The sequence below is a fragment of the Hydrogenophaga crocea genome (assembly GCF_011388215.1).
Taxonomy (GTDB): Bacteria; Pseudomonadota; Gammaproteobacteria; order Burkholderiales; family Burkholderiaceae_C; genus Hydrogenophaga; species Hydrogenophaga crocea.
Map to the genome: position 1 here is coordinate 4514657 of NZ_CP049989.1, position 25413 is coordinate 4540069.

The following is a 25413-nucleotide window of genomic DNA, read 5'->3' on the forward strand; positions in this document are numbered from 1 at the left end:
GAACCGCATGTTCCCGAAGAAACACCTCCTGATCGCCGCCGCCCTCACGGGCCTGGCCTTCGGCGCGCAGGCCAAGCTGCCCGCGCCGGCGCCGCTCACGCCCGAAGCCGCGGCCAAGGCCGACGAGGCCAAGGCCAAGGCCGCGCACACCGCCAAGGTCGACGCCTTCAAGCTGTGCAAGTCCATGGACAAGGCCGCGGCCAATTACTTCAAGACCACCGCGGGCGCGGGCAAGCAGCCCTCGGCCAACGCGCCGGCCTGCACCGACCCGGGCCCCTTCGCCTACGTGCCGCCCAAGCCCGCCGAGGCCGCGGGCGCGCATTCGCCCGCCGCGCCGGCCGTCTCCCCGCCGAGCCAGCAGGCCCCCGCGGGCGCGCCCACGCCCAAGAAGCCCTGATCCGGCTGCGCCCGGCGCGCCGGGTGAGCCAGGGCCGCACCCTTCGGGGTGGCGGCCCTTTCTTTTTGCATTAGTCTCGATCCATGCGATTGCCCCAACTGACCGCGGCGCAGGCCCCGCTGACCGAGTCGATCGACGCCGTGGACGAACACGGCCAGACCCGCCGCATCCACATTCCCGCCGAGCGCGACCTCACGGTCTACGTGGACAAGCGCGAACTCGTGACGCTCATGACCCTGGGCGCACACCCCGAATGGCTCACGCTGGGCTACCTGCTGAACCAGCGGCTGGTGGCGTCGGTGGACGAGATCGAATCGGTCACTGTCGACTGGGACGTGAACGCCGTGAGCGTGAAAACGCGCGAGGGCATAGACCGCATCGAGGAGCGCACCGCGCGCCGCGTGGTCACCACCGGCTGTGGCCAGGGCAGCGTGTTCGGCGGGCTCATGGACGACCTCGACCGCGTCGAACTGCCGTCCGGCGTGCTGCGCCAGTCGCAGCTCTATGCCATCGTCGATGCGATCCGCCTCAAAGAGAGCACCTACAAGTCGGCCGGTTCGGTGCACGCCTGCGCGCTGTTCCGCGGCACCGAGCTGGCACTGTTCGTGGAAGACGTGGGCCGCCACAACGCGGTCGACACCATCGCCGGCTGGATGGCCCTGCAGACCGATGCGCCGCGCGATCACGGCGACATGCTCGACAAAGTCTTCTACACCACCGGCCGCCTCACGAGCGAGATGGTCATCAAGAGCGCGCAGATGGGCGTGGCCGCGGTGGTCTCGCGCAGCGGCATCACGCAGATGGGCCTGCAGGTGGCGCGCCGCGTGGGCTTGTGCGCCGTGGGCCGGGCCACCAACAAGCACTTCCTCTGCTACGCGAACCCGCAGCGCCTGCTGTGGGACACGGTGCCGCCGCCCGCGCCCGAACGGCGGTGATGCCCCGGGGCCGGCGCGGCCCCGCACAACACCCCCTAAACTCGGGCCAACCCGGTACTGGCCGGGGTGTTTCACTTTTCCGATTCCGCCATGGCCCGCGACGTCCACGTCATCTCCCACCCCCTGGTCCAGCACAAGCTCACGCTGATGCGCCGCAAGGACACCAGCACCAAGAGCTTCCGCGAGCTGGTGCACGAACTCAGCGCCTTGCTCGCCTACGAGCTCACGCGAGACATGCCCATGCAGGAGATCGACATCGAGACCCCGCTGGAGCCCATGAAGTCGCGCGTGATCGACGGCAAGAAGATCGTGCTGGCGTCCATCCTGCGCGCGGGCAACGGTTTCCTCGACGGCATGCTGCAGGTGATTCCGGGGGCGCGCGTGGGCCACATCGGCCTGTACCGCGACCCGGCCACGCTGCAGGCGGTGGAGTACTACTTCAAGATGCCGCAGGACATGCACGAGCGCGACGTGATCGTGCTCGACCCCATGCTGGCCACCGGCAATTCGGCCGTGGCCGCGGTGGACCGGCTCAAGAAAACGAACCCGCGCTCGATCCGCTTCGTCTGCCTGGTGACCTGCCCCGAAGGCCTCAAGACCTTCCACGACGCCCACCCCGACGTGCCGGTCTACACCCCGGCGATCGACCGCGGCCTCAACGACCACGGCTACATCGTGCCGGGCCTGGGCGACGCGGGCGACCGCATCTTCGGCACCAAGTGAACCCGGCGCGCGCCGCGCGCTCCAAGCCCTCCATGACCGCCACCCCCGCCCCGCTGCCCGTGCGTTCCTGGTCCCTGGGCTGGACCTCGCTGCGCCGCGACTGGCGCGCCGGCGAGCTGCGGCTGCTGGTGATCGCGGTGACGCTGGCGGTGGCCGCGCTCACGGCCGTGGGCTTTTTCGCCGACCGCCTGCAGGGCGGCCTGGCGCGCGACGCGCGCGCGCTCATCGGCGGCGACGCCGTGGTGGTGGCCGACAAGGCGCCCGACGCGCGCTTTGACGCCCGCGCGCGCGAGCTCGGCCTGGACACCACGCTCTCGCTCAACTTCCCCACCATGGGCCGCGCGCGCGCCGAAGAGGGCGGCAGCGCCCGGCTGGTGGCGCTCAAGGCCGTGGGCGCGGGCTATCCCCTGCGCGGCAGCCTGCGCGTGGCCGACGCCCCGGGCGCGCCCGATGCGCCCACGCGCGACATCCCCGCGCGCGGCACCGCCTGGGTCGACGCCGCGCTGCTCGCGCAACTGGGCCTGCAGATGGGCCAGCCGCTGCTGCTCGGCGATGCGAGCTTCACCATCGGCCGGTTGCTCACGGCCGAGCCCGACCGCGGCGCGGGCTTTCTCACCTTCGCGCCGCGCGTGATGATCCACGCCGACGACCTGCCCGCCACCGGCCTGGTGCAGCCCGCGAGCCGCATCGTTTACCGCCTCGCGGTGGCCGGGCCCGATGCGCGCGTGGCCGACTTCAGCCGCTGGGTGCAGCGCACGATCGAAGACCCCGCCGTGCGCGGCGTGCGGCTCGAATCGCTGCAGGGCGGGCAGCCGCAGATGGAGCAGACGCTCGCGCGCGCCGAGAAATTCCTCAACCTCGTGGCCCTGCTGGCCGCGCTGCTGTGCGCGGTGGCGGTGGCGATCGCGGCGCGCGGCTTCGCGCAGCGCCACCTGGACGATTGCGCCATGCTGCGCGTGCTGGGCCTGTCGCAGGCCACCATGGCCCGCGCCTACAGCGTCGAGTTCGCGCTCACCGGCCTGTTCGCGAGCGCGCTCGGCGTGCTGCTGGGCTGGGCCGTGCACCACGTGTTCGTGCTGCTGCTCGCGGGGCTGGTCGAGTCCAGCCTGCCCGCGCCCACGCTCGCGCCCGTGCTGCTGGGCCTGGGCATGGGCCTCACGCTCATGATGGCCTTCGGCCTGCCGCCGGTGCTGCAACTGGCCAAGGTGCCGCCGCTGCGCGTGATCCGCCGCGACGTGGGCCAGCCCAAGGCGGCCACGCTCGCGGTGCTGGGCCTGGGCGTGGCGGGTTTTGCGGCGCTGCTGCTCGCGGCCAGCCGCGACCTGGTGCTCGGCGGCATCGCGGTGGGCGGCTTCGCGGCCGCGGTCGCGGTGTTCGCCGCCATCGGCTACGGCGCGGTGCGGCTGCTGCGCGCCAGCGTCAACGAAAGCACCGCGCCGCGCGCGCTCGTGATGGCCACGCGCCAGGTGTCGGCGCGCCCGGTGTTCGCGGTGGTGCAGATCAGTGCGCTTTCGGTCGGCCTGCTCGCACTGGTGCTGCTGGTGCTGCTGCGCACCGACCTGATCCAGAGCTGGCGCGCGGCCACGCCGCCCGATGCGCCCAACCGCTTCGTCATCAACGTGCAGCCCGAGCAGGCCGAACCCTTTCAGGCCGCGCTGCGCCAGGCCGGCGTGAACCGCTACGACTGGTACCCCATGATCCGCGGCCGCCTGGTGAGCGTGAACGGCCGCAGCGTGGTGCCCGAAGACTTCGCCACCGACCGTGCGCAGCGCCTGGTGGACCGCGAGTTCAATCTCTCGAACGCGGCCGAACCGCCCGACCACAACCCCGTGATCGCGGGCCGCTGGACGCCCGAAGAGGCCGACGGACTGAGCGTGGAAGAGGGCCTGGCCAAGGAGCTGGGCCTGAAGCTCGGCGACCGGCTGGGCTTCGACATCGCGGGCCAGGCCGTGGAGCGGCGCATCACCAGCCTGCGCAAGGTCGACTGGGCTTCGATGCGCGTGAACTTCTTCGTCATCTTCCCGGTGGCGCAGCTGCCCGACGTGCCGCTGACCTACATCAGCGCCTACCGCGCGCCCGAGGCCGCGGGCTTCGACAACGCGCTGGTGCGCGCATTCCCCAACATCACCAATGTCGACCTCACGCAGACCATCGCGCAGGTGCAGCGCGTGCTGGGCCAGGTGATCGCGGCGGTCGAGTTCCTGTTCGCCTTCACGCTCGCGGCCGGTTTGGTGGTGCTGCTCGCGGCCGTCACGGCCACCCGCACCGAGCGCGAGCGCGAGTTCGCGATCCTGCGCGCGGTGGGTGCGAGCTCTCGGCTGCTGCGCCAGGTGCAGCGCATCGAACTGCTGGGCGTGGGCCTGCTCGCGGGCTTCCTCGCGTCGGTGGTCGCCGCGGTGGTGGGCTGGGCGCTCGCGCGCTACGCCTTCGAGTTCGACTGGACCGCTTCGCCGCTGGTGCCGCTGGCCGGCGCGGCCGCGGGCGCGGTGCTCGCGCTGGCCGCTGGCTGGTGGGGGTTGCGCAGCGTCTTGCGCACCCCCGTGATCGAAACCCTGCGCAAGGCAAGCGTTTGAACATCGAAGAAAAACCCCCGTTCGACACCCCGTTCGAGTGGATCGGCGGCGAGGCACGCGTGCGCGCCCTGGTCGACCGCTTCTACGACCTCATGGACCTCGAGCCCGGCTACCGAGAGCTGCGCGCGGCCCACGGCAGCACACTCGACGGCGCGCGCGACAAGCTGTTCTGGTTCCTGTGCGGCTGGCTCGGCGGGCCCGACCACTACCAGTCGCGCTTCGGCCACCCGCGCCTGCGCATGCGCCACATGCCCTTCGCCATCGGCATCCAGGAGCGCGACCAGTGGCTGGCCTGCATGGACCAGGCCATGGGCGAAACCGGCGTCGATGCGGCGCTGCGCGCGCGGCTGAAGAACAGCTTCTTCCAGACCGCCGACTGGATGCGCAACAGCCCGGGCTGAACGCCCGCGCCCTGCGTGTCAGCGCGCGGCCGCGGTGAGGCCGCCGCGCAGCGCGAGCGGGCCGTACCAGGCCTCGGTGTCCACGCGCGTGTTGTTGCTGTCGGTCATCAGGCCGAGGCCGGTGAGCGCGCCGGGCGCATGGCCGAAGGCGAGCCGGAAATCGTCGTGCACGTCGCGGTCGTGGTCCACCCAACGGCCCAGCCGCTCGGCGCCGCTTTGCACCACCAGCTTGCGGATGCGCCGCGTGTGCGGGTTGTCGATCACGCTGCCCACGGGGTAGCGGTCGTCCCACACGTAGATCAGCGTGGCGTAGGGCATGGGTTCGCCCGTGACGAGCTGCGCGAGCTCGGACAGCATGTGGTCGCGGCGCGACCAGCTCGCGCGGTCGCCGTCGAAGGTGAGGATGATGCGCGCCACCGCGTCGTCGGCCTCGGCGCTCCTGAGGTCGGCGTGCGGCAGCAGCGCCGGCACCCACCACGAGAACTGCAGCCGCGCGCCCGGCGCCAGCGCCGCGGGCTGCAGAGGCAGGCGCAGCGTGCTGTTGCCCGACACGCTGCGCGCATGCAGGGCGGGGCGGCCTTCGCGCTCGCTGGCTTCGTAGAGCGTGGGCTGGCGGTTGCCGTAGCGCCGGTGCACCCAGGGGCCGCTGGCCTGCACGCCGTCGAGCGTGGTGGCACGCGCCCAGGCGGACTGCGCGAGCCGCTCGGGCTCGTCGGCTGTCGGCGCGCTGGCGCAGCCGCCCAGGGCGAGCGCGCCCATGCCGAGCAGCCAGCGCCGGCGCGGCCAGTCGGTGGGGTGGGGGGTATCGAACATGGGCGCGAATCATGCCCGTTTCACGTGACGGCTGTCTGACCTGTTGGCGGCTGGCCGGGCCGCGCGTGGCCGCCGTCACACGGGGCGCAGCAGCACGACCAGCGCGCCCGCGCCGCCCTCGGCCGGACGCGCCTGCACGAAGGCCATCACTTCCTTCTTCTGCACCAGCCAGCGCAGCACCCGGCCCTTGAGCACCGGCGTGCGCCCGGGCGAGCCCAGGCCCTTGCCGTGCACCACGCGCACGCAGCGCAGGCCCAGGCGGTGGCTGTCGTGCACGAAGCGGCCCAGCGCCTCGCGCGCCTCGTCGGTGCGCAGGCCGTGCAGGTCGACCGCGGCCTGGATCGCCCAGCGGCCCTCTCGCAGCTTGCGCACCACGTCGGCGCCCAGGCCGGGGCGGCGGTAGCTCAGTTGCTCGTCGGTGTGCAGCAGGGTTTCCACGTCGAACTCGTCCGACAGCGCCTCGCGCATCACCGCGGCTTCGTCGCGTTCGCGCTGCACCGGCCTGGGCTCGGGCAGCGGGCGGCGCTGCTCGCTGCGGCCGTGGGCACGCAGGCGCTGCACCGGGCCCACCGCGATCTCGAACAGCCGGCGCTCGCGTTCGCGCCGCGCCGCAGCCTGCCGCTCGGCCTCGCGTTCGGCGATCTCGCGCGCGCGGCGCTCGGCCAGGGCGTTGCGGATCGACTTCAGTTCGCTGAGCGCGTTGACCTTCATGCCCGGCATTGTCGGGCCGGGCGGGCATCCCAGTGGGACGCTCGGAGCAGGGGCTCAGAGCAGGCCCAGCTCGGCGAAGGACGCGCCGCGCTCGCGCGTGACCACGATGTGGTCGAGCACGCGCACGCCCACCAGCGCCAGCGCGTCGCGCAGGTTGCGCGTGAGCGCGATGTCGGCCGGCGAGGGCTCGGCCAGGCCGCTCGGGTGGTTGTGCGCCAGCAGCACGGCCGCGGCCTGGTGGTGCAGGGCACGCAGCACCACCTCGCGCGGGTAGACGCTGGCCTGGTTCACCGTGCCGCGGAACAGTTCCTCGAAGGCGATCAGCCGGTGCTGGCTGTCGAGCAGCATGAGCGCGAACACCTCGTGCGGCCGGTCGCCGATCTGCAGGCGCAGGAAATCGGTGGCGGCCTTGGGGTCGTTGAGCACCGAGCGCGTCTTGAGCGGTTGCGCCAGCGCGCGGCGGGCCAGCTCCATCACCGCCATGATCAGGGCGCGCTTGGAAGGCCCCAGGCCCTTCACCGGCTTGAGCGCCGCCGCGTCGGCGTGCAGCAGGCCGGCCACCCCGCCGAGTGCATCGAGCAGTTCCTGGGCGAGCTGCAGCACGTGCTTGCCCGGCAGCCCGGTGCGCAGCAGCACCGCGATCAGCTCGGCATCGCTCAGCGCTGGCGCGCCCAGGCCGAGCAGCTTCTCGCGCGGGCGGCACGCGGCGGGCAGACATTTGAGACCGACCGGCGGGGGGCTTTGCATGGGTTTTCTCCCTGAACCGGCCAGTTTCTACAATACGCGGTTCACGCATCCCCCGGGGTGCATTCCCCCGCGCCGCCCGCCGGCCCGGGGCGCCACCGCCTCACCATGCCCCAAGTCCAGCCCGGCTCCTTCCTCACCCTGCACTACCGCATGAGCGATGCGCAGGGCCAGGTCATCATCGACACCTTCAGCGGCCAGCCCGCCACGCTCAGCCTGGGCCAGGGCGAGCTCTCGCCCGCCATCGAGCAGCGCCTGCTCGGGCTCGAGGAAGGCACGCGCACCGTGATCGAGCTTGCCGCGGGCGAGGCCTTCGGCGAGCGCCAGCCCGAGATGCAGCAATGGGTGGCGCGCAAGCTGCTCAACGAACTGGGCGACCCGCACGAGCAGTACGCCGTGGGCGACGTGGTGCAGTTCCCCACGCCCGACGGCACCGGCCAGTACGCCGGCGCGGTGCGCGAGGTGCGCGCCGACGGCGCGGTGCTGTTCGACTTCAACCACCCGCTCGCCGGCCAGCCCGTGCGCTTCGAGGTGCAACTCATCGGGGTGCTGTGATGGCGCTCAACGAAGTCGTCCTCGCCGAGCCGCGCGGCTTCTGCGCCGGCGTCGACCGCGCCATCGACATCGTCGAACACGCGCTCGCCAAGTTCGGCGCGCCCATCTACGTGCGCCACGAGATCGTGCACAACACCTACGTGGTCAACGACCTCAAGGGCAAGGGCGCGGTGTTCATCGAAGACCTTGCCGACGTGCCGCCCGGCGCCACGCTGGTGTTCTCGGCGCACGGCGTGAGCAAGGCGGTGCAGAACGAGGCCGAGCGGCGCGGCTTCCGCATCTTCGACGCCACCTGCCCGCTGGTGACCAAGGTGCACGTGGAGGTGGCCAAGCTGCACCGCGAGGGCTACGAGTTCATCATGATCGGCCACAAGGGCCACCCCGAGGTCGAAGGCACCATGGGCCAGCTCGACAGCGGCATCCACCTGGTCGAAGACGTGGCCGACGTGGCACGTGTGACGCCGGGGCAGACCGAGCGGCTGGCGGTGGTCACGCAGACCACGCTCTCGGTGGACGACGCGGCCGAGATCCTGGCCGCGGTGAAGGCGCGATTCCCCAAGGTGCGCGAGCCCAAGCAGCAGGACATCTGCTACGCCACGCAGAACCGCCAGGACGCGGTCAAGCTGCTGAGCGCGCAGGTCGATGTGGTGATCGTGGTGGGCAGCCCCACGAGCTCCAACAGCAACCGCCTGCGCGAGCTCGCGGCCAAGCTCGGCACGCCGGGCCACATGGTCGACAGCGCCGACGAACTGCGCCCCGAGTGGTTCGAGGGCAAGGCCCGCGTGGGGCTCACGGCGGGCGCCTCGGCGCCCGAGGTGCTGGTGCAGCAGGTGATCGACCGCCTGCGGGCCCTGGGCGCGATCTCGGTGCGCTCCATGGACGGCCTGACCGAGACCGTGAAGTTCCCGCTGCCCAAGGGCCTCAAGCTCGACACGCCCGACGCACCCGCCGCCTGATTCTTTTTCTGCACACCCCATGCTCGACATCGTCCAACTGCGCAAAGACCTCGACGCCGTCGTCGCGCGCCTGAACACCCGCAAGAACCCGCAGCCTTTCCTCGACGAAGCCGCCTACCGCGCGCTCGAGGCCGAGCGCAAGGCGCTGCAGACGCGCACCGAAGTACTGCAGTCGCAGCGCAACAGCCTATCCAAGCAGATCGGCATGCTCAAGGGCAAGGGCCAGCACGCCGAGGCCGACGCCGTGATGGCGCAGGTGGGTGCGATCAAGACCGAGCTCGACGCTGGCGCCGCGCGGCTCGACGTGATCCAGGCCGAGCTGCAGGCCCTGCTCATGGCCGTGCCCAACCTGCCGCACGAGAGCGTGCCCGTGGGCGCCGACGAGAGCGGCAACGTCGAGGTGCGGCGCTGGAGTCCGGACGGCAAGGGCCCGCGCGCCTTCGATTTCCCGGTGCGCGACCACGTGGACATCGGCGCGCCGCTGGGCCTCGATTTCGACACCGGCGCGCTGCTCTCGGGCTCGCGTTTTTCCTTCCTGCGCGGCCCGGTGGCGCGGCTGCACCGCGCGCTCGCGCAGTTCATGCTCGACCTGCAGACCGAGGCGCACGGCTACACCGAGTGCTACACGCCCTACATCGTCAACCGCGAGGTGCTCGAGGGCACCGGGCAGCTGCCCAAGTTCAAGGAAGACATGTTCTGGGTGCTGCGTGGTGGCGATGAAAGCGCCGCCGAGCAGTACCTGATCTCTACCTCGGAGATCTCGCTCACCAACACCGTGCGCGAGCGCGTGCTCGCCGAGAGCGATCTGCCGATCAAGCTCACCGCGCACAGCCCCTGCTTCCGCTCGGAAGCCGGCAGCGCGGGCCGCGACACGCGCGGCCTGATCCGCCAGCACCAGTTCGACAAGGTCGAGATGGTGCAGATCACGCACCCGGAGAAGAGCTACGAAGCGCTCGAGCAGATGGTGGGCCATGCCGAGGCGGTGCTGCAGAAACTGGAGCTGCCCTACCGCGTGATCGCGCTGTGCACGGGCGACATGGGTTTCGGCGCGGCCAAGACCTACGACCTCGAGGTGTGGGTGCCGGCGCAGAACACCTACCGCGAGATTTCGAGCTGCTCGAACTGCGAGGCCTTCCAGGCGCGGCGCATGCAGGCGCGGTTCAAAAACGCGCAGGGCAAGAACGAGCTCGTGCACACGCTCAACGGCTCGGGGCTGGCGGTGGGGCGGGCGCTGGTGGCGGTGCTGGAGAACCACCAGAACGCCGACGGCAGCGTGAATGTGCCGGTGGCGTTGCGGCCGTATCTCGGCGGCCTGGAAAAACTGCAGGCGGCTTGAGGGTTCGTCTTTTCGCCGACCGAGCCGGTTGTCGCCGACCGGTGTCCGGCTCCGCGAATGTCCTCCGGACGGCTGTGCCGTCCTCCCCCTTTATTTCGCTGCGCCGGACACCGATCACCGCCAACCTCATGGGTCATCAATGCGTTGGCGCGCAACCGTCACTTCACGCGCGCGGGTGTGGGGTGCTCCCCGCAGCGGCATAAAGGAGGAGCCCGGGGCGCAGCCCCGGGCGGGGGACAGCCGCGGAGGGGAGTACCCCGCGACCGCGCGCGTGCGCGAGGTGCCCCGAGTGAACCCCCCCGAGCCCCAAGACCCCGTATCAGTGCTGCCGCAACACGTCCAGCAGTGCCTCGCACACCCGGTCGCACTGCGCGTCGCTCATCTCGACATACATCGGCAAACGCACCAGACAATTCGCAAAGCGATCGCAATGCGGCAGCGCACGCCCATCGTGGCGGTCGTGGAAGTAGGCGCTGCTGTGCAGCGACTGGTAGTGGAACACCGCATGAATGCCCGCCTGGCGCAGCGCCGCGATCACCGTGTCGCGGTGCTCCAGTGAACGGCACACCACGTAGAACAGGTGGCCGTTGTTGGTCGCCCAGCGCGGCACGTACGGCACCTCCACCCCGTGGTGCGGCAACACCCCGGCCAGCTGGTCCCAGTAGCGCTGCCACAGCGCCTTGCGCCGCAGCTGGATCTGGTCGAGCACCTCGAGCTGCGCATAGAGGTAGGCCGACACGATGTCGGAAGGCAGGAAGGACGAGCCCACGTCGACCCAGCCGTACTTGTCGATCTCGCCGCGGAAGAAGGCGCTGCGGTTGGTGCCCTTCTCGCGCAGGATCTCGGCGCGCGCCACCAGCGCCGGGTCGTTGATGGCCAGCAGCCCGCCTTCGCCCGCGATCACGTTCTTGGTCTCGTGGAACGAGAACGCGCCCAGGCTGCCGATGCCGCCCAGCGCGCGGCCCTTGTAGAACGAATCGATGGCCTGCGCGGCGTCTTCCACCAGTGCGATGCCATGGCGCGCACAGAGCTCGAGCAGCGGGTCCATGTCGCAGGCCATGCCCGCGTAGTGCACCGGCACGATGGCGCGCGTGCGCGGCGTGATCAGCGCCTCGACGCGCGAGACGTCGAGGTTGGGGTTGTGGGCCTCGCTGTCGGCAAACACGATACGCGCGCCGCGCAGCGCGAAGGCGTTGGCGGTGGAGACGAAGGTGAACGAGGGCACGATCACCTCATCGCCCTCGCGGATGTCGAGCAGCAGCGCCGCGAGCTCCAGGGCGTCGGTGCACGAGGTCGTCATCAGCGCCTTGTGAAAGCCGTAGCGCTGCTCGAAGAAGGCGTGGCAGCGCTGGGTGAACAGGCCGTCGCCCGAGATCTTGCCCGAGGCCACGGCCTCGGCGATGTAGACCAGCTCGCGGCCGTGCAGGTAGGGCTTGTTGAAGGGGATGGGCGCGGGGTTGGCCATGCCGGGCACCGCGAGCGGCGCGGGCATGGCCGGGGGCGCGGCGGCGCGGTGCGGGTGCGGGCCGATGTTCTGCGGCGTGATCATGCGGTGCTCCTCGGGGCGAACAGCGCGGCCAGGCCTTGCACCAGGCGCGCCTCGCTGTGGTGCTCGCGCAGCAGCGCGGCGTTGTGCGCGCGCGTGGCCTCGTCGAGCGGTTCGGCGTTGAATTCGGCCAGGGTGAACAGGCGCACGCCCAGGCTGGCGAGCTGGCGGCTGTGGCTTTGCTCGGGCCGCGCATACACCTTCTTGCCCAGGCTCAGCAATGTCACCGCGTTGCCCAGGCCCTGTTGCCGGTTGTGGTGCAGCACGGCGGCGTCGATGCGGCCGAGGAAGGCGTTGTAGTCGGCCAGCGGCATCAGCGTGGTGATGGCGTGGAAGTCGGCGCCGAACTGGCCGCGGCCGTTGGCGATCACGAGGTCGCGGTAGGCCGGGTCGCCGTAGGCGAGCGGGCAGTGCACCTCCATGCCCGGTTGCCAGTGGCGCGTGAGGCGCGCGAACACCTCGAGGTGGCAGTTGCTCTCGGTGGCCGAGTTGCCCACCAGGATGCGCAGCGGCCCGGGCTCGCGCGGCGCCAGCGGCGCGCTGCTCGCGAGGTTGGACGGGTAGGTGAAGCAGACCAGGCGCTCGCCGCGAAAGCCGTAGCGCTCGTGCGCCACGTCCATGTCGCCGGGCAGGCCCACCGCGCCGCCGAGCTGGGTGATGACGGCGCGGCGCAGCGCCTCGTTCTGTTCGTGGCCCGGCGTGCGGGCCTGCCACTGCGCGTCGTAGAGGTCGCCGCCCCAGATCACCCAGTGGCTCTTGCGCGCCAGCGAGGGCAGGGCGTAGAGCAGGCGCAGCACGCGCTCGGACCACAGGCCGTGGATCACGATGCGCTCGGCCGCGAACAGCGCCTGCAGCAGGCGCGGCTCGTCGTGTTCGCCGGCGATCCAGTCGAGCGGCTGGTCGGCGCGCAGGCCGAAGTCGCTGCGCGGCGCGCCGAGCAGGCAGAAGCGGTGTTCGTTCGCGTCGAAGTGGCGCAGCACGAAGTCGACGAAGGGCGCAATGAATTTGTCGGGCACCATCAGGTGCACCGTGCGCGCGGCGCGGGTCTCGACGGCGGCGCTCATCCCGTCGCCTCCGCGGGGGCGGCGCAGGCCTCGACCACCAGCGCGTCGGCGCCCGCACCCGCGGCGCGCGCGGGCAGTTCGGGCACCAGGGCCGCGATCTGCGCGGCGACGGCGTCGAGCCGGGCCGGGTGCAGGCCCGCGAACACCAGGCGCGGTTGATCGAGCCGCAGCTGCGGCGCGAGCGCGGCCAGCGCCACCACGGGCGCACGCGGGCCGTCCCAGGCGTTGGGGGCCAGGTGCACGGCGTCGAAGAGCGCACCGCCCAGGCCGTCGAGCGCGGGCAGGCGCGTGTGGTGGGCGTCGAAGGCCACGTCGGTCCAGGGCGCGTGGCCGGGGCCGTCGCCGCCGCGCAGCGCCAGCGCCTCGCCGTCCGCGGCCTGCACCAGCAGCGCCAGCGCCTGCGTGTGGGCGTCGTCGCCCAGCGCGAGCACACGCGCGCCGCGGTGCGTGTCCAGCCACTGCCACCAGTCCCAGAGCAGTTCGGGGTCGAGCGCCTCCAGCGTGCTGGCCGGCAGTTCGCGCAGCAGCGCGGGCACGGCCAGCGCCAGGCGCGCGGCGGTCCAGGGCGAGGCGGCGGCCTCGGCCGGCGCGGGGACCGCGGGCGTGGCGTGCAGGCCGTCGGCCTCGGGCTCGTCGATGCGCGGCAGCGGCCGCTTGGCGAGCACGATGCGCGCGCATTCGCGCTGCCTGGGCGACGACAGGCTCTGCGCCTCGCCCGCGAGCCGGTGGTGCGAGCCCGGGTTGCTCTCGGTGTAGCAGTAGGCGCGCACCGGCAGGTAGCGCCAGCGCCGCGTCTGGTCGAGCATGGGGTAGGCGATGGCCAGGTCGCAGGCGGCGTCGAGCCAGCGGCCGTCGGGGTACTGGAAATGGCCGTGCGGCACGCGCGCGAGCAGCGCGGCGCGGAAGCTGAAGAGGTGGCTGCTGAGCCAGGGCTGCTGGCGCGGCGGCACGTAGCGGTTGAGCGGGCCGTTCTCGCCGAAGCGGCCCTGGTCGCTCAGGTAGTTGGTCCACACCACGTCCTCGCCCTGCTGGTAGGCGCGCACGAGCTGTTCGAGCACGGTGATGTCGATCAGCAGGTCGTCGGCGTCGACCACGGCCACGGCCTCGTAGCCGGGCGCGAGCGCGCGCAGGTGCACGCTGGCGTTGTGGGCCTTGCCCATGCGTTCGGGGTTGCGCACGAAGTGGTGGCGCCCGGGCAGCCAGCGCTGCAGCGCGGCCTGCGCGAGGCGGTCGGTGCCGTCGTCGGAGGCGTCGTCCACGAACAGCACGTGCGCGTTCGCGAGCGTCTGGCGCGCGATCGAGCGGATGTTGTCCTCCACGTAGGCCGCGCAGTTGCGGCCGGTGGTGAAGACGAGCAGGGGGGAGCGGTCCATGGGTTGCCGGGTGCCACGGGTGGACAAAGCACTGGCAGGCAGTGTAGGCAGCGCCCCCGCGGCGCAGGCGCGGAGAAACGGGGCGGAAACCCGTCAGTTCGGCGGTTCGGCGGGCGGCGGTGCGGCCTCGTCCTCGAGCTCGAGGCGCAGGTACACGCGGCGGCCGGTGGCCGGGTCGGTGAGGTGCAGCAGGCGGCTGTCGGGCAGGAAGCTGCGGCCGCGCAGCAGGTTGATCAGGTCGCCCGCGCGCCAGGTGCTGTCGGGGTCGAGTGCGGCGCCGGCCGCGAAATCGGCCGCGCTGTGGTAGCTGGCCGGTGCGTCGGCCGTGGCCGTGGGCGCGGGCTGCGCCGGGTCGCGCAGCCAGGGCAGCAGCTCGTCGAAGGCGCTCGCGGCGAGGTCGTCGAGCCGGCGCTGCAGGCTGCGCGCGGTGTCGCCGGGCGCGATGTCGAGGGCGCGCTGCAGCAGCAGGGGGCCGTGGTCCACGCGTTCGTCCACCCAGTGCAGGCTCACGCCGGTGCGGCGGTCGCCCTGGATCAGGGCCCAGTTCACCGGGTAGGCGCCGCGGTGCGCGGGCAGCAGGCTGTAGTGCAGGTTGAGGGTGCCGCGCCGCGGCCGCGCGAGCCAGGGCGCGGGCATCAGGTGCTTCCAGCTCAGCAGCAGGTGCAGCTCGGCCTCGGGCAGATCGTGCGGTTGCAGGCCGGGGCCGAAGCGGTGCAGCGGCAGGCCCGCGGCCTTGCACAGCCCGGCCACGCCGGGCCACCAGCGCTGGCCGTTGTCCTGCGTGGTCACCACGGCCACCAGCGCAATGCCGCCCCGCGCGTGCTCGTCGATCAGCCGCTGCAGCAGGCGGTGGCCAATTTCGTGGTCGACGAAGGCAATGAGGGGGGTGGGCTTCATTGGCGCACGATGAGGGTGAACTCCCACAGCCCGTAGTCGTGCAGCAGCGCGACCTGGCGCGAATAGCGGCGCTTGCAGAGGTCGAACAGGCGGCAGGGGTCGGCGTAGTAAAGGTCGGGCCGCATCTTGTCGGCGTCGGAATAGCTGGTGAGGCAGTTGAAGGCGAAGCCCGCGCGGCTGGTTTCGTGCAGCACGTCGAGCGTGGCCACGATGTGCTCGAACCAGGCCTCGTCGGGCGTGTTCAGGCGCACGCTGAAGATGCCGCTGGCCAGGCCCACGTCGGCCACGCGGTCGGGCCGCGCGGCCTCGATGAAGCGCGCGTTCGCGCGGCCCGCGTGGCGCTCGCGCGCCGCGGCCACCATGGGCGCGGCCACGTCCACGCCCAGGTAGTCGGCCTCACGGCCGCGCGCCACCAGGAAGTCGAGCAGCGCGCCGTAGCCGCAGCCCAGGTCGTTGATCGAAGGCGCAGCCAGGCCGTCGGCCACGCGCAGCAACTGCTCGAAGCGCAGCCACTGGCCCTGCTCGCCGTTCCAGTCCACGCCCTGCGGCGTCTGGCCGTGGCGCGCGATCTTGTCGGCGTAGTAGCCGGCCAGCGGGGCCAGCAGGTCAGGAGCGGTCATGGGGCACGTGCTTCATGTGACGGGCCGATTGTGGCCCGCAGTGGAACAGCAGGTCGAGCACGCTGAGCTCGTGCACGAAATCGCCCCAGAGCTGGGGGTAGGCGGGGTAGCCGCCGTAGTCGAACCAGTGCACGCGCAGGCCGCGTTCGGTGAATACGGCCTCGTCGAGGTAGTCGCGCGCGGCCGGGCCCGACACGTAGTCGGTGCCGCCGGCCTGTTGCACCAGGTCGGCCAGGCGCTCGCTCTTGCCCTCGGCCAGCGTGTAGTCCCACGAGTTGCGCAGCACCGTGGTGATGCCCAGGTAGGCGCACACGGCCTCGATCAGTTGCCGGTTGAGCGCCGACAGGTGCGTGTGCGGCGCGCCGAGGTAGATCGGCTCGAGCCAGGCCGCGATGGCCTCGAAGTGCGGCGCGCGCCGGTAGTTGAGCGTGAGCGCGCGCCAGTGGTCGGCGGCCCAGTCGGTGCCGTCGATCTCGGTCTCGCGGATGGTCTGGTGGTAGCGCCCGCTCGCCCGCACCGGCACCGTGAGCCACTGCGGGCCCTGCGGTGTCTTGATGCGGTTGCGGTTGCGCCAGTCGCGCCGTGTGTACTGCATGTCGTCGTACAGCACGAACTCGTCGACCGAGGCGATGAGGTCGAAGTAGCCCTTCCAGGGGATGTAGTTGGACTGGACGATGGCGACCTTTTTCACCGGCGCATTGTTGCAGGTCTGCGTGGCCTCAGCCCGCGCGCCGCGCCGGCTCGAGCGGGTGCGCCAGCGGCCGCCCGCCCGCGCGCGCGCTGCCGCTCACGAGCTCGCCCAGCAGGTCGGCCGTGGCCGCGCTGAGCGTCCAGCCCAGGTGGCCGTGGCCGGTGTTGTAGAACACGTTGGCGCGGCGGCCGCGGCCCACGCGCGGCATCATGTCCGGCATCATGGGCCGCAGGCCGGCCCAGGGCACCACCTGGCGCGTGCTCACGCCGGGGAAGCATTGCTGCACCCAGTCCACCAGCGGGCGGATGCGGTCGGCGCGGATGTCGCGGTTGAAGCCGTTGAACTCGGCCGTGCCCGCCACGCGGAAGCGGTCGGGGCCGAGGCGGCTGGTCACGAGTTTGGTCTCGTCGTCGAGCAGGCTCACCGTGGGCGCGGCGGCGCGGCTGGCCTCGTCGGTGAGGTTCACCGTGATCGAATAGCCCTTGACCGGGTACACGTTGATGCGATCGCCGAGCTGCGCCGCGAGCGCGCGGCTGTTCACGCCCGCGCAGACCACGAGCGCGTCGAAGGCGTGTTCCTCGTGGCCGTGTTCGCCGGCCAGCGTCACCGTGGCGCGGCGGTCGTCGCTGCGCAGCGAACGCACCTCGCGGCCGTACACGGTGCGCACGCCCAGGCGCTCGCAGGCCGCGGCCAGGCCTTGCGTGAAGCGGTGGATGTCGCCGGTGGAATCGCTTTCGGTGTAGTAGCCGCCGTGGTAGGTGCCGGCCAGCGTGGGCTCGATGGCGCGCATCTCCTCGGGCGTCACGGCGCGGCGCTGCAGGCCGCCTGCGGCGAGCAGGCGCGACACGCGGCCTGCGTGTTCGAAGCCCTGGCGGTCGCGGTAGATGTGCAGGATGCCTTCGCGCCGGTGGTCGAAGTCGATGCCCTCGCGCTCGGCCCAGTCGAACAGGTGTGCGCGCGCGGCGATCGCCAGCCGCGTGGTCTCGATGGTGTTGGCCTCGTAGCGCGGGATGCTGGCGATGAATTCCGCGAACCACGACAGCTTGTGCCAGCCCGGCCGCGGGTTCACGAGCAGCGGTGCGTCCTGGCGCAGCATCCACTTGAGGCCCTTGAGCAGTGTCGAGGGATGGGTCCAGGTCTCGGCGTTCGAGGCCGAGAGCTGGCCGCCGTTGGCGAACGAGGTCTCCATCGCGGCGTAGCGGTGCCGCTCGAAGAGCGTGACGGCGAAGCCGCGGCGGGCCAGGGCGTAGGCGGTGGTGATGCCGGTGATGCCACCACCGATGACGGCAAAGGATTTCATGGATGCGCTCCAGGCGTCGGACGAGGATGTGGGCAGACCGCGCAACCGCGCGGTCTGCGCCCCCTCTGTCCGGTACCTGAGAGATTCACCCTGCGCGCGGGCCGCGGCGGGGCTTGCTCCTTCGGTGTGCCGGCTGACGAAGCGCGGCAACTCTTCAGAGTGTTGAGCGCACGGGCCGGTCCTGGGGCCTGAGAGTTTCCGGGGCGGTTGCTCCTTCGGCGCCGCGCCGGGGGGCGCGGGCTCTCCCGGTCCGTGCGGGGAAATGCGGTGCGCGTGAGATCAGCCAGACGCCTTCAGGTAATCGGCCACCAACCGTGTCCACAGTTGCGCGCCGGGTTCGATGATCGCGTCGTTGAAGTCGTAGCCCGGGTTGTGCACCGAGCAGGCGCCCGGCGTGCCGGGGCCGCCGTTGCCCACGAACACGTAGCAGCCGGGCACGGCTTCGAGCATGAAGGCGAAGTCTTCGCTCGCGGTGAGCGGCGCGGCCTCGGTGTTCACGCGCGCTGCGCCGAACAGCTCGCGCGCCAACCCGGCGGCGAGCCGGGTTTCGGCGGGCGTGTTCACGAGCACGGGATAGCCCTCGCGCCAGTCGATCAGGGCCTTCACCTTGAAGCTCGCGGCCTGCAGCTGCACCAGCTCGGTGATGCGCTCGCGCAGCAGCGCGCGCACCCCGCGGTCGAGCGCGCGCACGCTGAGCTCGAGCGTGGCCTCCTCGGGAATCACGTTGTTGGCCTGGCCCGCGTGCAGCGCGCCCACCGTGACCACCGCACTGTGCAGCGGGTCCACGTTGCGCGAGACCACGGTCTGCAGCGCGGTGACGACGGCCGCCGCGGCCACCACGGTGTCGGCGGTGGTCTGCGGCATCGCGCCGTGACCGCCCACGCCCTGCAGCCGGATGGTGACGTTGTCGCTCGAGGCCATGCTGGCCCCAGTGCGGAAGTGGAAGTGGCCGGCCTCGATGCCGGGGATGTTGTGCAGCGCGTACACCGCGTCGCAGGGAAAGCGCTCGAACAGGCCGTCGCGCATCATGGCCTGCGCGCCCGCCGCACCTTCTTCGGCGGGCTGGAAGATCAGGTGCAGCGTGCCGTCGAAGTCCAGGTCTTCGGCGATGAAGCGCGCCGCCGCGAGCAGCGTCGCGGTGTGGCCGTCGTGGCCGCAGGCGTGCATCAGGCCCGCGCGCCGGCTGCCCCATTCGCGGCCCGGGGCTTCGGCGATGGGCAGCGCGTCCATGTCGGCGCGAATGCCCAGGCGGCGTGTGCCCTGGCCGCGCCGCAGCACGCCCACCACACCGGTGCCGCCGATGCCGGTGTGCACGGTGTAGCCCCAGGCGCGCAGCTTGTCGGCCACCAGCGCCGAGGTGCGGTGCTCCTGGAACGCGAGCTCGGGGTGGGCGTGGATGTCGCGGCGCAGGCGGATGAACTCGCCGATGCGCGCCGACATCGCCTGCGCGAGGTAGGGCGCGCCGGCCTCTGCGACGGCCGCCATCACTGCGCCTGCAGGTGGATGGACTTGGCGATGGCGCGGTACTTCTCCGTGTTGTCCGCGTACACCCGGGCCACGGCCGCGAGCGGCTGCGGGCGCGGCACCACCATGGCCTGGGCTTCGAGCGCGGCGCGGGTCTCGGGGTCGTTGGCGACCTCGCTGAGCGCCTTGTGCAGCGCCTGCACGACGGGCTCGGGCGTGTCCTTGCGCACGAAGTAGCCCGACCAGGTGTCGAACACGAAGCCCTTGAGCCCGGGCGAGGCGCTCAGCGGCGCGGCGTTCCTGAACGCGTCCTGGGGTTCGGCCGAGAGCACGCCCACCACTTTGACCTTGCCCTCGCTGACCATGCCGATCTGCCCCTTGCCGTAGGGCGTGATGAAGAAGTCGACCTGGCTGCCCATGATGTCCTGGAAGGCGGGCGCGCTGCCCTTGTAGGGCACGTGGGTCATGGCGATGCCGGTGAGCTTGGCCAAGTGCTCGCCGAGCAGGTGGTACATGGAGCCCGGGCCCACGCTGGCGAAGGTCAGGGGCCGGCCCTCGGCCGCGCTCTTGCGGGCGAAGGCCAGCAACTCGTCGCCGTTGTTCGCGGGCAGGTCCTTGCGCGCGAACACCGCCATCGGGTTCACCGTGATCATCTGCACCAGGCGGAAGTCTTCGCTCTTGTACTTGAGCGCCGAGGCCGAGAGCGGCGCGAGCACCAGTTCGTTGGGCGAGCCCTGGAAGATCACGTGGCCGTCGGCCGGGCTGTTGAGCAGCTTCTGCGCCGCGATGCCGCCGCTGGCGCCGCCCAGGTTCTCCACCACCACGGGCTGGCCCAGGTGCCTGGCCAGCGTACCGCTCAGGGTGCGCGCGATCACGTCGGACACACCACCGGCCGGGTAGGGCACGAGCAGCGTCACGGGGCGCGAGGGGAAGGTCTGGGCGAGGGCGGCGCCGGTCAGCGCGAGGCCGGCCAGAACGGCCGCGGTGCGGCGGAGGAAGGTGCGTTTGCAGGCGGTCATGGCGGTGGGGTGTGTGGGCGGGTTGCCTGTCCGGTGAGCAGGTGAGCGGCATGCTAGGCAGCGCCCTACCATGTGTCCAATGCATTATTTTCTTGATAATGATTCAAGAAGCGCATTCGCTTGACCGGGGCCCCGCATGAACATCCGCCACCTCGAACATTTCCTGGCCGTGGCCGAAACCGGCTCGTTCAGCCGCGCGGCCGAGCGGCTGCACCTCACGCAATCGGCGTTGAGCCGCAGCATCCAGTCGCTCGAGGACGAGGTGAGCGGGCGGCTGCTGGACCGTGTGGGCAAACGCAACGAGCTCACGCCGCTGGGCCGTCAGGTGGTGGAGCGCGCGCGGCGCATCGTGCTCGAGGCCTCGGAGCTGCGCCGCGGCGCCGAGCTGATGCGACAGGCCAATGCGGGCGCGGTTCGCGTGGGCCTGGGCTCGGGGCCGGGCGCCCTGCTGATGACGCCGCTGATGTGCCACATGGCGCAGCACCACCCGCAGGTGCGCGTGCGCGTCGTGCGCGCGCCCACCGAGCTGCAGCTCGTGAAGCTGCGCACGCGCGAGCTCGACGCGCTGATCGTGGACATGCGCGCGGTGCCGCCCGAGCCCGATCTCAACATCGAGCCCGTGGCCGAGATGCAGGGCGGCTGGATCGTGCGCGCGGGGCACCCGCTGCTCGCGCAGCGCACGGTCACGCTCGACGACGTGCTGCGTTACCCGATCGCGTCCACGCCGCTGTCGCACGAGGTGGCGCGCCAGCTCGCGGCGCAGTACGGCGGGCGCGCCCTGCCGGCCCGCATCGTCACGCTCGAATGCGACGACGTGGAAAGCATGATCGACGTGGTCGAGCGCACCGACACCGTGTTGCTGGGTGTGCTGGCCACGGCGCGCGAGCGCATGGCCGCGGGCGCGCTCGCGGTGCTGCCGGTGCGCCCGGCGCTGCGCGCCACGGCGCGCTTCGCCTATGTGACGCTGGCCGGCCGCAGCGAAGCGCCGGTGATGGCCATCCTGCGCGAGTTCGTGGCGCAGCGCATGGTGGACTGAGCCCGCCTTACTGAACGATGCCGCGGTCCTTCAAGGCCCGTATCTGCGCGTCGCTCAGGCCGATCTCGCGCAGCACCGCGTCGCTGTCCTGGCCCAGCGCGGGCGCGTTGCGGCGGTGCCCGCCGGGCGTGGCCGAGAGCTTGGGCACGATGCCCGGCACCGTGAGGGCGCTGCCGTCGTCCAGGCGGATCTGCTGCAGCATGCCGCGCGCCTGGTAGTGCGGATCGGCCGCGATGTCGGCGATGGTGTAGATGCGGCCCGCAGGCACCGCGGCGCCATCGAGCGCGGCCAGCACCTCGTCGACGCTGCGCTCGGCGGCCCAGTCGCCGATGGCCGCGTCGAGTTCGTCCACGCGCTTGACGCGGCCCGCGTTGTCGGCCAGCGCGGGATCGGCCGCGAGGTCGTCGCGGCCGATCACCTTCATGAGGCGGCGGAAGATGCTGTCGCCATTGCCCGCGATGATCGCGTAGCCGCCGTCGCGGCAGCGGTAGGCGTTGGTGGGCGCGATGCCCGGCAGCGCACTGCCCGCGGGCCCGCGCACCGCACCGAAGGCGCTGTACTCGGGCAGCAGGCTCTCCATGCAGTTGAACACCGCTTCGTAGAGCGCCACGTCGATCACCTGGCCGCGCCCGCTCGCGTGGCGGTGCTGCAGCGCGAGCAGGATGCCGATCACGCCGTGCAGCGCGGCCAGCGTGTCGCCGATGCTCACGCCCACGCGCACCGGCGTGCGCCCGGGCTCGCCCGTGAGGTGGCGCAGCCCGCCCATGGCCTCGGCCACCACGCCGAAGCCCGGGCGTTCGCGGTAGGGGCCGCTCTGGCCGTAGCCGCTGATGCGCAGCACGATCAGCCGCGGGTTGAGCGCCAGCAGCTCATCGGGCCCGAGGCCCCAGCCTTCCATGGCGCCGGGGCGGAAGTTCTCGATCAGCACGTCGGCCTCCTGCGCGAGCCGGCGCACCACGTCCTGCGCCTCGGGCTGGCGCAGGTCGAGCGCGAGCGAGCGCTTGTTGCGCGACTGCACCTGCCACCAGACCGAGGTGCCGTCCTTGAGCAGGCGCCACTGGCGCAGCGGGTCGCCCGTGCCGGGCGCCTCCACCTTGATCACCTCGGCGCCGAAATCGGCCAGGGTCTTGGCGGCGAAGGGGCCGGCGATGAGCTGGCCGAGTTCGATCACCTTGAGGCCCGCGAGCGCGGCGGGCGGCAGGGGCGGCTGGGGGGCGGAAGCGGTCGTGTCGGACATGGCCGTAGTGTCCCCCAGCCGGCGCCCGATCAGCGCTTGAGCACCAGCGGCTCGCCCACGCGCTCGCGCGCCACGTCTTCGGGGTGGAAGGGCAGCGTGGGCCACTGCTTGGCCGCGTACAGGCGCAGCTGGTCGGTCTGGTGCGGCGAGGCGGGGTTGGTGCTCTGGCCGTAGGTGAGCAGGGCCTGGGCCACCGGGCCGCGCTCGTCGAAGGTCACGGTCTGCACGTAGCTGGTGCCGTAGTCGATGCGCAGGCCGCGCGGCGAGATGCCCGGGCGCGCGCGGTCGCCGATGTTGTTGAGCGTGCCCTCGATCTCGTCGCCGCCGTGCACCGGGATCGCCGCGTCGCTGAACACCGCGCGCTGCACCGCGCCGAGCTCGGCATCCGGTGCGAAGCCGGCGTCGCGCACCTTCTTCACCGCGCCGGCCAGCGCGTCCCACACCTTGGCCGCGGTCGCCGCGTCGGCCAGGCGCAGGCCGCTGGGCGTGTCCACCGGGCGCGCCTTGTCGTAGGGCACGCGGTACACGCCGGGCAGGGTGCTCGCCGTGCGCCAGAACTCGCGGAACAGGTGGGCGCCGCGCGCGCTGGCGTCGTTGCGGTAGCCGCCGCTGGCAAAGGCCTGCAGCGCGGCGCAGCCCTCGCGCAGGTCGGCCGCGGGGTTGGCGAGCGCCTTGCAGCCCTCGAGCAGGTCGGGCAGCACCAGGCGCGCCATGAGGTTGCGGTTCTCGAACAGCTGGGCCTGAATGCCCGTGAGCGTGACCTTGCCCTTGCCGATCATCTCGGGGATCTCGATCAGCCCCGAGCGCGTGCGCGGGCGGCGCAGCACGTCGTCGCCCACCAGCGGCGAGATCGCGGGCCAGCTCACCGCGGGGTGGGTGTAGAAGAAGCTGTCGTTGCTGTTGTGCACCCAGTCGGTCCGCTTCACCGCGGCCAGGCGCGCGGGCGGCGTGAGGCCGGGCACGGGCGAGGCCGGGTCCTTCTTCCAGTTGCAGTCGCTGCGCGAGCCGTCGAGCACCACCAGGCCCGCGGCCGGCAGCACGGCCGCGGCCGCGCGGCTCGGGGCGCAGCGCTGCAGCTGCGCGGCGTCCACGTCGGGCACCACGCTCATGTCGGCGTAGAAGGCCTGGCCGTGGCGGTCGGCCGCGATGGTGTTGACCCAGGGCGTGCCCAGGTTGCCCAGCGCCTGGCGCAGGTCGTCGACGCTGCGCGCGCGCGCAAAGCCCAGGTAGGTTTCGGTGCTGCGCAGGCCGCCGGCGTTGGCGTCCTGCAGCGCGTAGGCGCGCTCGGCGGTCCAGTTCAGGCCCGCGCGCGGGATGGCGAGCACCGGCCCGTAATGCGTGTTCCACACGGTGTGCGTCTTCTCGCTCACCTGGCCGTCCTCGCCCTTGACGCGGTAGCGCACCGCCTTGGCCACCATGTCGCGCGGCTGGCCGTCCAGCAGGTAGCGCGTGGGCTGGCCGGGCACCAGCGCGAGCTCGTGCAGCGTGAAGCGCTTGCCGGTGGACACGGTGTGCGACCAGGCCACGTCGCGGTTGAAGCCGATCTGCACCAGCGCGGCCAGGCCGATGCTCGCGCCCATCACGTCGAACTGGCCCGGCACGGTGAGGTGCATCTGGTAGAAGCGGCTCGGCCCCACCCAGGGGAAGTGCGGGTTGCCCAGCAGCATGCCGCGGCCGTTGGCGGTGGTGTCCTTGCCGAAGGCCCAGGCGTTGGAGCCCAGCGGCGATTCGAACAGGCCGGCCTCGCGCAGGTAGGCCTGGGCGCCGGCCACCTGTTCGGCGAGCCGGGCGGCGTCGGGCGCGGCCGGCGCGGCACCGGTGCGCGCCGGTGCGGCCTCGGCCTTGGGCGGGGCCGCGCCCAGGATGGCGTCGGCCAGCGCGCCCGCGCCGGCCTGCACCTGGATGGCCTCGGTGGCGCGGTAGTAGTCGGTGAGCGCCATGGGCCGCACCCAGGGCTGGCCGTTGCAGGCCGCGGGCAGCTTGCCGGCATGGTCCTGCAGGAAGCGGTTGTAGCCGGCCACGTAGCCGCGCGCCTGGGCCTGGCCGGCCGCGCTCGACGCGGCCCACAGGCGCGTGAGCGCGGCGTCGTCCATGTGGGCGGCGACGAAGGCGTCGATCACCGGGTTGGGCAGGGTGCGCACGCCCAGGATGCCGGTGCCCTTCTCGCCGAAGAACAGCGAGCGCTCACCGCGCACGGTGAGCAGGTGGTCGGCGGTCTGGCACACGTTGTCCTGCGCCTGCGCGTAGGCCACGCCGAAGGCCAGGGTTTCGAGGTCGGGCGCGGTGATGTGCGGCATGCCGTGGGCGGTGCGCACGATGGTGGCGCTGCCGCCGGCCGTGCCTGAAGGGCCGGACGGCAGCGACGAGCAGGCGGCCAGCGCACCCGCCAGCACCAGCGGCAACAGGGTGGCGGGCCGCGGCAGGGTCGGCGGGCGTTTCATGGGCGGGTCTCCTCGGGATTGAGAGACCCGCCACATTGGGCGCGTCGGGCGTCACTTCGTGACGCAAACGTGACGATTTGCGGGTTAGTCCCGACGCGCCGGCATCAGGCCTTCTTGACCCAGGCGCTGCACCAGCCCTTGGCGGACACGCTCTTGCCCGGGAACAGCGCGCAGGGGCCGCCGGCGTCGCCGGCCTTGCCGGTGTAGAGCTGGCAGCCGCTGCACTGCTGGCTGTTCTCGTGCTTGGGGAACTTGGCCTTGCTGACCTTGGTGGTGTCGGCGGCGTAGCCCAGGGCCTGTGCCTGGGCGTCGGTTTCGGCCACCATGGGCGCGGCCTGGGCCTGGGCGACCCGCGCGAGGGCGAGGGCGGCCGAGCCGGTGGCGACCTGGATCATGAATGTGCGGCGTCGTGGGGTGGACATGTTGTGCCTCTTGAAGGGGGACCAGCGAAAGGGCTTGTGAACACCATGGCGGCCGTGGCGGGAGAAAGCCCTTCGGACGAAGCCGCCCGCCACTTCGAGGACCGCACCGGAATCATCGCGCCGCCCTTGCGGCGCCGCGCCGGGCCCGCGGTTTCCCGA

General features: G+C 72.0%; 24 protein-coding genes and 1 riboswitch. Of the genes, 9 read left to right on the forward strand and 15 right to left on the reverse strand.

Annotated elements, in window-relative coordinates:
* Positions 1–7: 7 nt before the first annotated feature.
* The 5 genes from G9Q37_RS21530 to G9Q37_RS21550 all read left to right on the forward strand — a co-directional run bounded on the left by G9Q37_RS21530 (position 8) and on the right by G9Q37_RS21550 (position 5029).
* Entirely contained in the window at positions 8–397 is a 390-nt protein-coding gene (locus G9Q37_RS21530) for a hypothetical protein (RefSeq protein ID WP_166230670.1), read from the forward strand.
* 83 nt (positions 398–480) lie between these two features.
* Positions 481–1332 carry a formate dehydrogenase accessory sulfurtransferase FdhD gene (locus G9Q37_RS21535; RefSeq protein ID WP_166230673.1) on the forward strand — a complete coding sequence of 284 codons (852 nt, stop codon included), beginning with the start codon at positions 481–483 and terminating at the stop codon, positions 1330–1332.
* Between the two features lie 90 nt (positions 1333–1422).
* Positions 1423–2055, forward strand: coding sequence for a uracil phosphoribosyltransferase (gene upp, locus G9Q37_RS21540; protein WP_166230676.1), 633 nt, complete (start codon positions 1423–1425; stop codon positions 2053–2055).
* Between the two features lie 32 nt (positions 2056–2087).
* Positions 2088–4628, forward strand: coding sequence for an ABC transporter permease (locus tag G9Q37_RS21545; protein ID WP_166230679.1), 2541 nt, complete (start codon positions 2088–2090; stop codon positions 4626–4628).
* Positions 4625–5029, forward strand: coding sequence for a group II truncated hemoglobin (locus G9Q37_RS21550; RefSeq protein WP_166230682.1), 405 nt, complete (start codon positions 4625–4627; stop codon positions 5027–5029). The genes G9Q37_RS21545 and G9Q37_RS21550 overlap by 4 nt, the downstream gene beginning before the upstream one ends.
* A gap of 18 nt (positions 5030–5047) precedes the next feature.
* On the opposite strand, the gene G9Q37_RS21555 is transcribed toward G9Q37_RS21550, so the two are convergent.
* From G9Q37_RS21555 to radC, 3 genes are all read right to left on the reverse strand, one after another.
* Positions 5048–5842: a DUF3047 domain-containing protein gene (locus tag G9Q37_RS21555; protein ID WP_166230684.1), complete on the reverse strand. Its 795-nt coding sequence runs from the start codon at positions 5840–5842 to the stop codon at positions 5048–5050.
* A gap of 75 nt (positions 5843–5917) precedes the next feature.
* On the reverse strand, positions 5918–6562 hold the full coding sequence (locus tag G9Q37_RS21560; RefSeq protein ID WP_166230687.1) for a Smr/MutS family protein: 645 nt from the start codon (positions 6560–6562) through the stop codon (positions 5918–5920).
* A 45-nt stretch (positions 6563–6607) separates the two neighbouring features.
* On the reverse strand, positions 6608–7300 hold the full coding sequence (gene radC, locus G9Q37_RS21565; RefSeq protein WP_166230690.1) for a RadC family protein: 693 nt from the start codon (positions 7298–7300) through the stop codon (positions 6608–6610).
* A 105-nt stretch (positions 7301–7405) separates the two neighbouring features.
* Between radC and G9Q37_RS21570 the strand changes: the two genes are divergently transcribed.
* From G9Q37_RS21570 to serS, 3 genes are read left to right on the forward strand one after another with little or no spacing between them, the layout of a single operon-like run.
* On the forward strand, positions 7406–7852 hold the full coding sequence (locus G9Q37_RS21570) for an FKBP-type peptidyl-prolyl cis-trans isomerase (RefSeq protein ID WP_166230693.1): 447 nt from the start codon (positions 7406–7408) through the stop codon (positions 7850–7852).
* Positions 7852–8808, forward strand: coding sequence for a 4-hydroxy-3-methylbut-2-enyl diphosphate reductase (gene ispH, locus G9Q37_RS21575; protein WP_166230696.1), 957 nt, complete (start codon positions 7852–7854; stop codon positions 8806–8808). Before G9Q37_RS21570 ends, ispH begins: the two co-directional genes overlap by 1 nt.
* Before the next feature lie 19 nt (positions 8809–8827).
* A complete protein-coding gene (gene serS, locus G9Q37_RS21580; RefSeq protein ID WP_166230699.1) occupies positions 8828–10144 on the forward strand; it encodes a serine--tRNA ligase in 1317 nt (438 codons plus the stop codon).
* Positions 10145–10463: 319 nt separating this feature from the next.
* Here the strand turns inward: serS and rffA are convergent, their stop codons facing one another.
* From rffA to G9Q37_RS21625, 9 genes are all read right to left on the reverse strand, one after another.
* A complete protein-coding gene (rffA, locus tag G9Q37_RS21585; protein ID WP_420810322.1) occupies positions 10464–11636 on the reverse strand; it encodes a dTDP-4-amino-4,6-dideoxygalactose transaminase in 1173 nt (390 codons plus the stop codon).
* Positions 11637–11689: 53 nt separating this feature from the next.
* Positions 11690–12754 (reverse strand): TDP-N-acetylfucosamine:lipid II N-acetylfucosaminyltransferase family protein, encoded by a 1065-nt coding sequence (locus tag G9Q37_RS21590; protein ID WP_166230702.1) that lies wholly within the window; start codon positions 12752–12754, stop codon positions 11690–11692.
* Positions 12751–14127, reverse strand: a complete 1377-nt coding sequence (locus G9Q37_RS21595) for a glycosyltransferase (RefSeq protein WP_166230705.1) — start codon at positions 14125–14127, stop codon at positions 12751–12753. Before G9Q37_RS21595 ends, G9Q37_RS21590 begins: the two co-directional genes overlap by 4 nt.
* Before the next feature lie 93 nt (positions 14128–14220).
* On the reverse strand, positions 14221–15024 hold the full coding sequence (locus tag G9Q37_RS21600; protein ID WP_166230708.1) for a formyltransferase family protein: 804 nt from the start codon (positions 15022–15024) through the stop codon (positions 14221–14223).
* Positions 15021–15644 (reverse strand): class I SAM-dependent methyltransferase, encoded by a 624-nt coding sequence (locus G9Q37_RS21605; protein WP_166230711.1) that lies wholly within the window; start codon positions 15642–15644, stop codon positions 15021–15023. The genes G9Q37_RS21600 and G9Q37_RS21605 overlap by 4 nt, the downstream gene beginning before the upstream one ends.
* Positions 15631–16335: a WbqC family protein gene (locus G9Q37_RS21610; RefSeq protein ID WP_166230714.1), complete on the reverse strand. Its 705-nt coding sequence runs from the start codon at positions 16333–16335 to the stop codon at positions 15631–15633. Before G9Q37_RS21610 ends, G9Q37_RS21605 begins: the two co-directional genes overlap by 14 nt.
* A gap of 28 nt (positions 16336–16363) precedes the next feature.
* Entirely contained in the window at positions 16364–17635 is a 1272-nt protein-coding gene (locus G9Q37_RS21615) for a D-amino acid dehydrogenase (RefSeq protein ID WP_166230717.1), read from the reverse strand.
* Positions 17636–17690: 55 nt separating this feature from the next.
* Positions 17691–17803, reverse strand: a riboswitch (glycine riboswitch).
* Positions 17804–17914: 111 nt separating this feature from the next.
* Positions 17915–19120 (reverse strand): M20 aminoacylase family protein, encoded by a 1206-nt coding sequence (locus G9Q37_RS21620; RefSeq protein ID WP_166230720.1) that lies wholly within the window; start codon positions 19118–19120, stop codon positions 17915–17917.
* On the reverse strand, positions 19120–20118 hold the full coding sequence (locus G9Q37_RS21625; protein ID WP_166230723.1) for a Bug family tripartite tricarboxylate transporter substrate binding protein: 999 nt from the start codon (positions 20116–20118) through the stop codon (positions 19120–19122). The genes G9Q37_RS21620 and G9Q37_RS21625 overlap by 1 nt, the downstream gene beginning before the upstream one ends.
* Before the next feature lie 136 nt (positions 20119–20254).
* Between G9Q37_RS21625 and G9Q37_RS21630 the strand changes: the two genes are divergently transcribed.
* Complete coding sequence (locus tag G9Q37_RS21630) at positions 20255–21154, forward strand: LysR family transcriptional regulator (protein WP_166230726.1); 900 nt, start codon at positions 20255–20257, stop codon at positions 21152–21154.
* Positions 21155–21161: 7 nt separating this feature from the next.
* On the opposite strand, the gene G9Q37_RS21635 is transcribed toward G9Q37_RS21630, so the two are convergent.
* The 3 genes from G9Q37_RS21635 to G9Q37_RS21645 all read right to left on the reverse strand — a co-directional run bounded on the left by G9Q37_RS21635 (position 21162) and on the right by G9Q37_RS21645 (position 25254).
* Positions 21162–22391 (reverse strand): CaiB/BaiF CoA transferase family protein, encoded by a 1230-nt coding sequence (locus G9Q37_RS21635; protein WP_166230728.1) that lies wholly within the window; start codon positions 22389–22391, stop codon positions 21162–21164.
* Positions 22392–22420: 29 nt separating this feature from the next.
* A complete protein-coding gene (locus G9Q37_RS21640) occupies positions 22421–24832 on the reverse strand; it encodes a penicillin acylase family protein (RefSeq protein WP_166230731.1) in 2412 nt (803 codons plus the stop codon).
* A gap of 104 nt (positions 24833–24936) precedes the next feature.
* Entirely contained in the window at positions 24937–25254 is a 318-nt protein-coding gene (locus G9Q37_RS21645; protein WP_166230734.1) for a high-potential iron-sulfur protein, read from the reverse strand.
* Positions 25255–25413: the final 159 nt, after the last annotated feature.

Excerpts from the sequence above, each read along its gene's own strand:
- G9Q37_RS21560 (WP_166230687.1), bottom strand. The coding sequence starts at position 6,562 with ATGCCGGGCATGAAGGTCAACGCGCTCAGCGAACTGAAGTCGATCCGC.
- rffA (WP_420810322.1), bottom strand. The coding sequence starts at position 11,636 with ATGCCCGCGCCGCTCGCGGTGCCCGGCATGGCCAACCCCGCGCCCATC.
- G9Q37_RS21570 (WP_166230693.1), top strand. The coding sequence starts at position 7,406 with ATGCCCCAAGTCCAGCCCGGCTCCTTCCTCACCCTGCACTACCGCATG.
- G9Q37_RS21595 (WP_166230705.1), bottom strand. The coding sequence starts at position 14,127 with ATGGACCGCTCCCCCCTGCTCGTCTTCACCACCGGCCGCAACTGCGCG.
- serS (WP_166230699.1), top strand. The coding sequence starts at position 8,828 with ATGCTCGACATCGTCCAACTGCGCAAAGACCTCGACGCCGTCGTCGCG.
- G9Q37_RS21555 (WP_166230684.1), bottom strand. The coding sequence starts at position 5,842 with ATGTTCGATACCCCCCACCCCACCGACTGGCCGCGCCGGCGCTGGCTG.
- G9Q37_RS21535 (WP_166230673.1), top strand. The coding sequence starts at position 481 with ATGCGATTGCCCCAACTGACCGCGGCGCAGGCCCCGCTGACCGAGTCG.
- G9Q37_RS21645 (WP_166230734.1), bottom strand. The coding sequence starts at position 25,254 with ATGTCCACCCCACGACGCCGCACATTCATGATCCAGGTCGCCACCGGC.
- G9Q37_RS21590 (WP_166230702.1), bottom strand. The coding sequence starts at position 12,754 with ATGAGCGCCGCCGTCGAGACCCGCGCCGCGCGCACGGTGCACCTGATG.
- ispH (WP_166230696.1), top strand. The coding sequence starts at position 7,852 with ATGGCGCTCAACGAAGTCGTCCTCGCCGAGCCGCGCGGCTTCTGCGCC.
- G9Q37_RS21600 (WP_166230708.1), bottom strand. The coding sequence starts at position 15,024 with ATGAAGCCCACCCCCCTCATTGCCTTCGTCGACCACGAAATTGGCCAC.
- G9Q37_RS21605 (WP_166230711.1), bottom strand. The coding sequence starts at position 15,644 with ATGACCGCTCCTGACCTGCTGGCCCCGCTGGCCGGCTACTACGCCGAC.
- G9Q37_RS21630 (WP_166230726.1), top strand. The coding sequence starts at position 20,255 with ATGAACATCCGCCACCTCGAACATTTCCTGGCCGTGGCCGAAACCGGC.
- G9Q37_RS21625 (WP_166230723.1), bottom strand. The coding sequence starts at position 20,118 with ATGACCGCCTGCAAACGCACCTTCCTCCGCCGCACCGCGGCCGTTCTG.
- G9Q37_RS21615 (WP_166230717.1), bottom strand. The coding sequence starts at position 17,635 with ATGAAATCCTTTGCCGTCATCGGTGGTGGCATCACCGGCATCACCACC.
- G9Q37_RS21545 (WP_166230679.1), top strand. The coding sequence starts at position 2,088 with ATGACCGCCACCCCCGCCCCGCTGCCCGTGCGTTCCTGGTCCCTGGGC.
- G9Q37_RS21640 (WP_166230731.1), bottom strand. The coding sequence starts at position 24,832 with ATGAAACGCCCGCCGACCCTGCCGCGGCCCGCCACCCTGTTGCCGCTG.
- G9Q37_RS21530 (WP_166230670.1), top strand. The coding sequence starts at position 8 with ATGTTCCCGAAGAAACACCTCCTGATCGCCGCCGCCCTCACGGGCCTG.
- radC (WP_166230690.1), bottom strand. The coding sequence starts at position 7,300 with ATGCAAAGCCCCCCGCCGGTCGGTCTCAAATGTCTGCCCGCCGCGTGC.
- upp (WP_166230676.1), top strand. The coding sequence starts at position 1,423 with ATGGCCCGCGACGTCCACGTCATCTCCCACCCCCTGGTCCAGCACAAG.
- G9Q37_RS21620 (WP_166230720.1), bottom strand. The coding sequence starts at position 19,120 with ATGGCGGCCGTCGCAGAGGCCGGCGCGCCCTACCTCGCGCAGGCGATG.
- G9Q37_RS21635 (WP_166230728.1), bottom strand. The coding sequence starts at position 22,391 with ATGTCCGACACGACCGCTTCCGCCCCCCAGCCGCCCCTGCCGCCCGCC.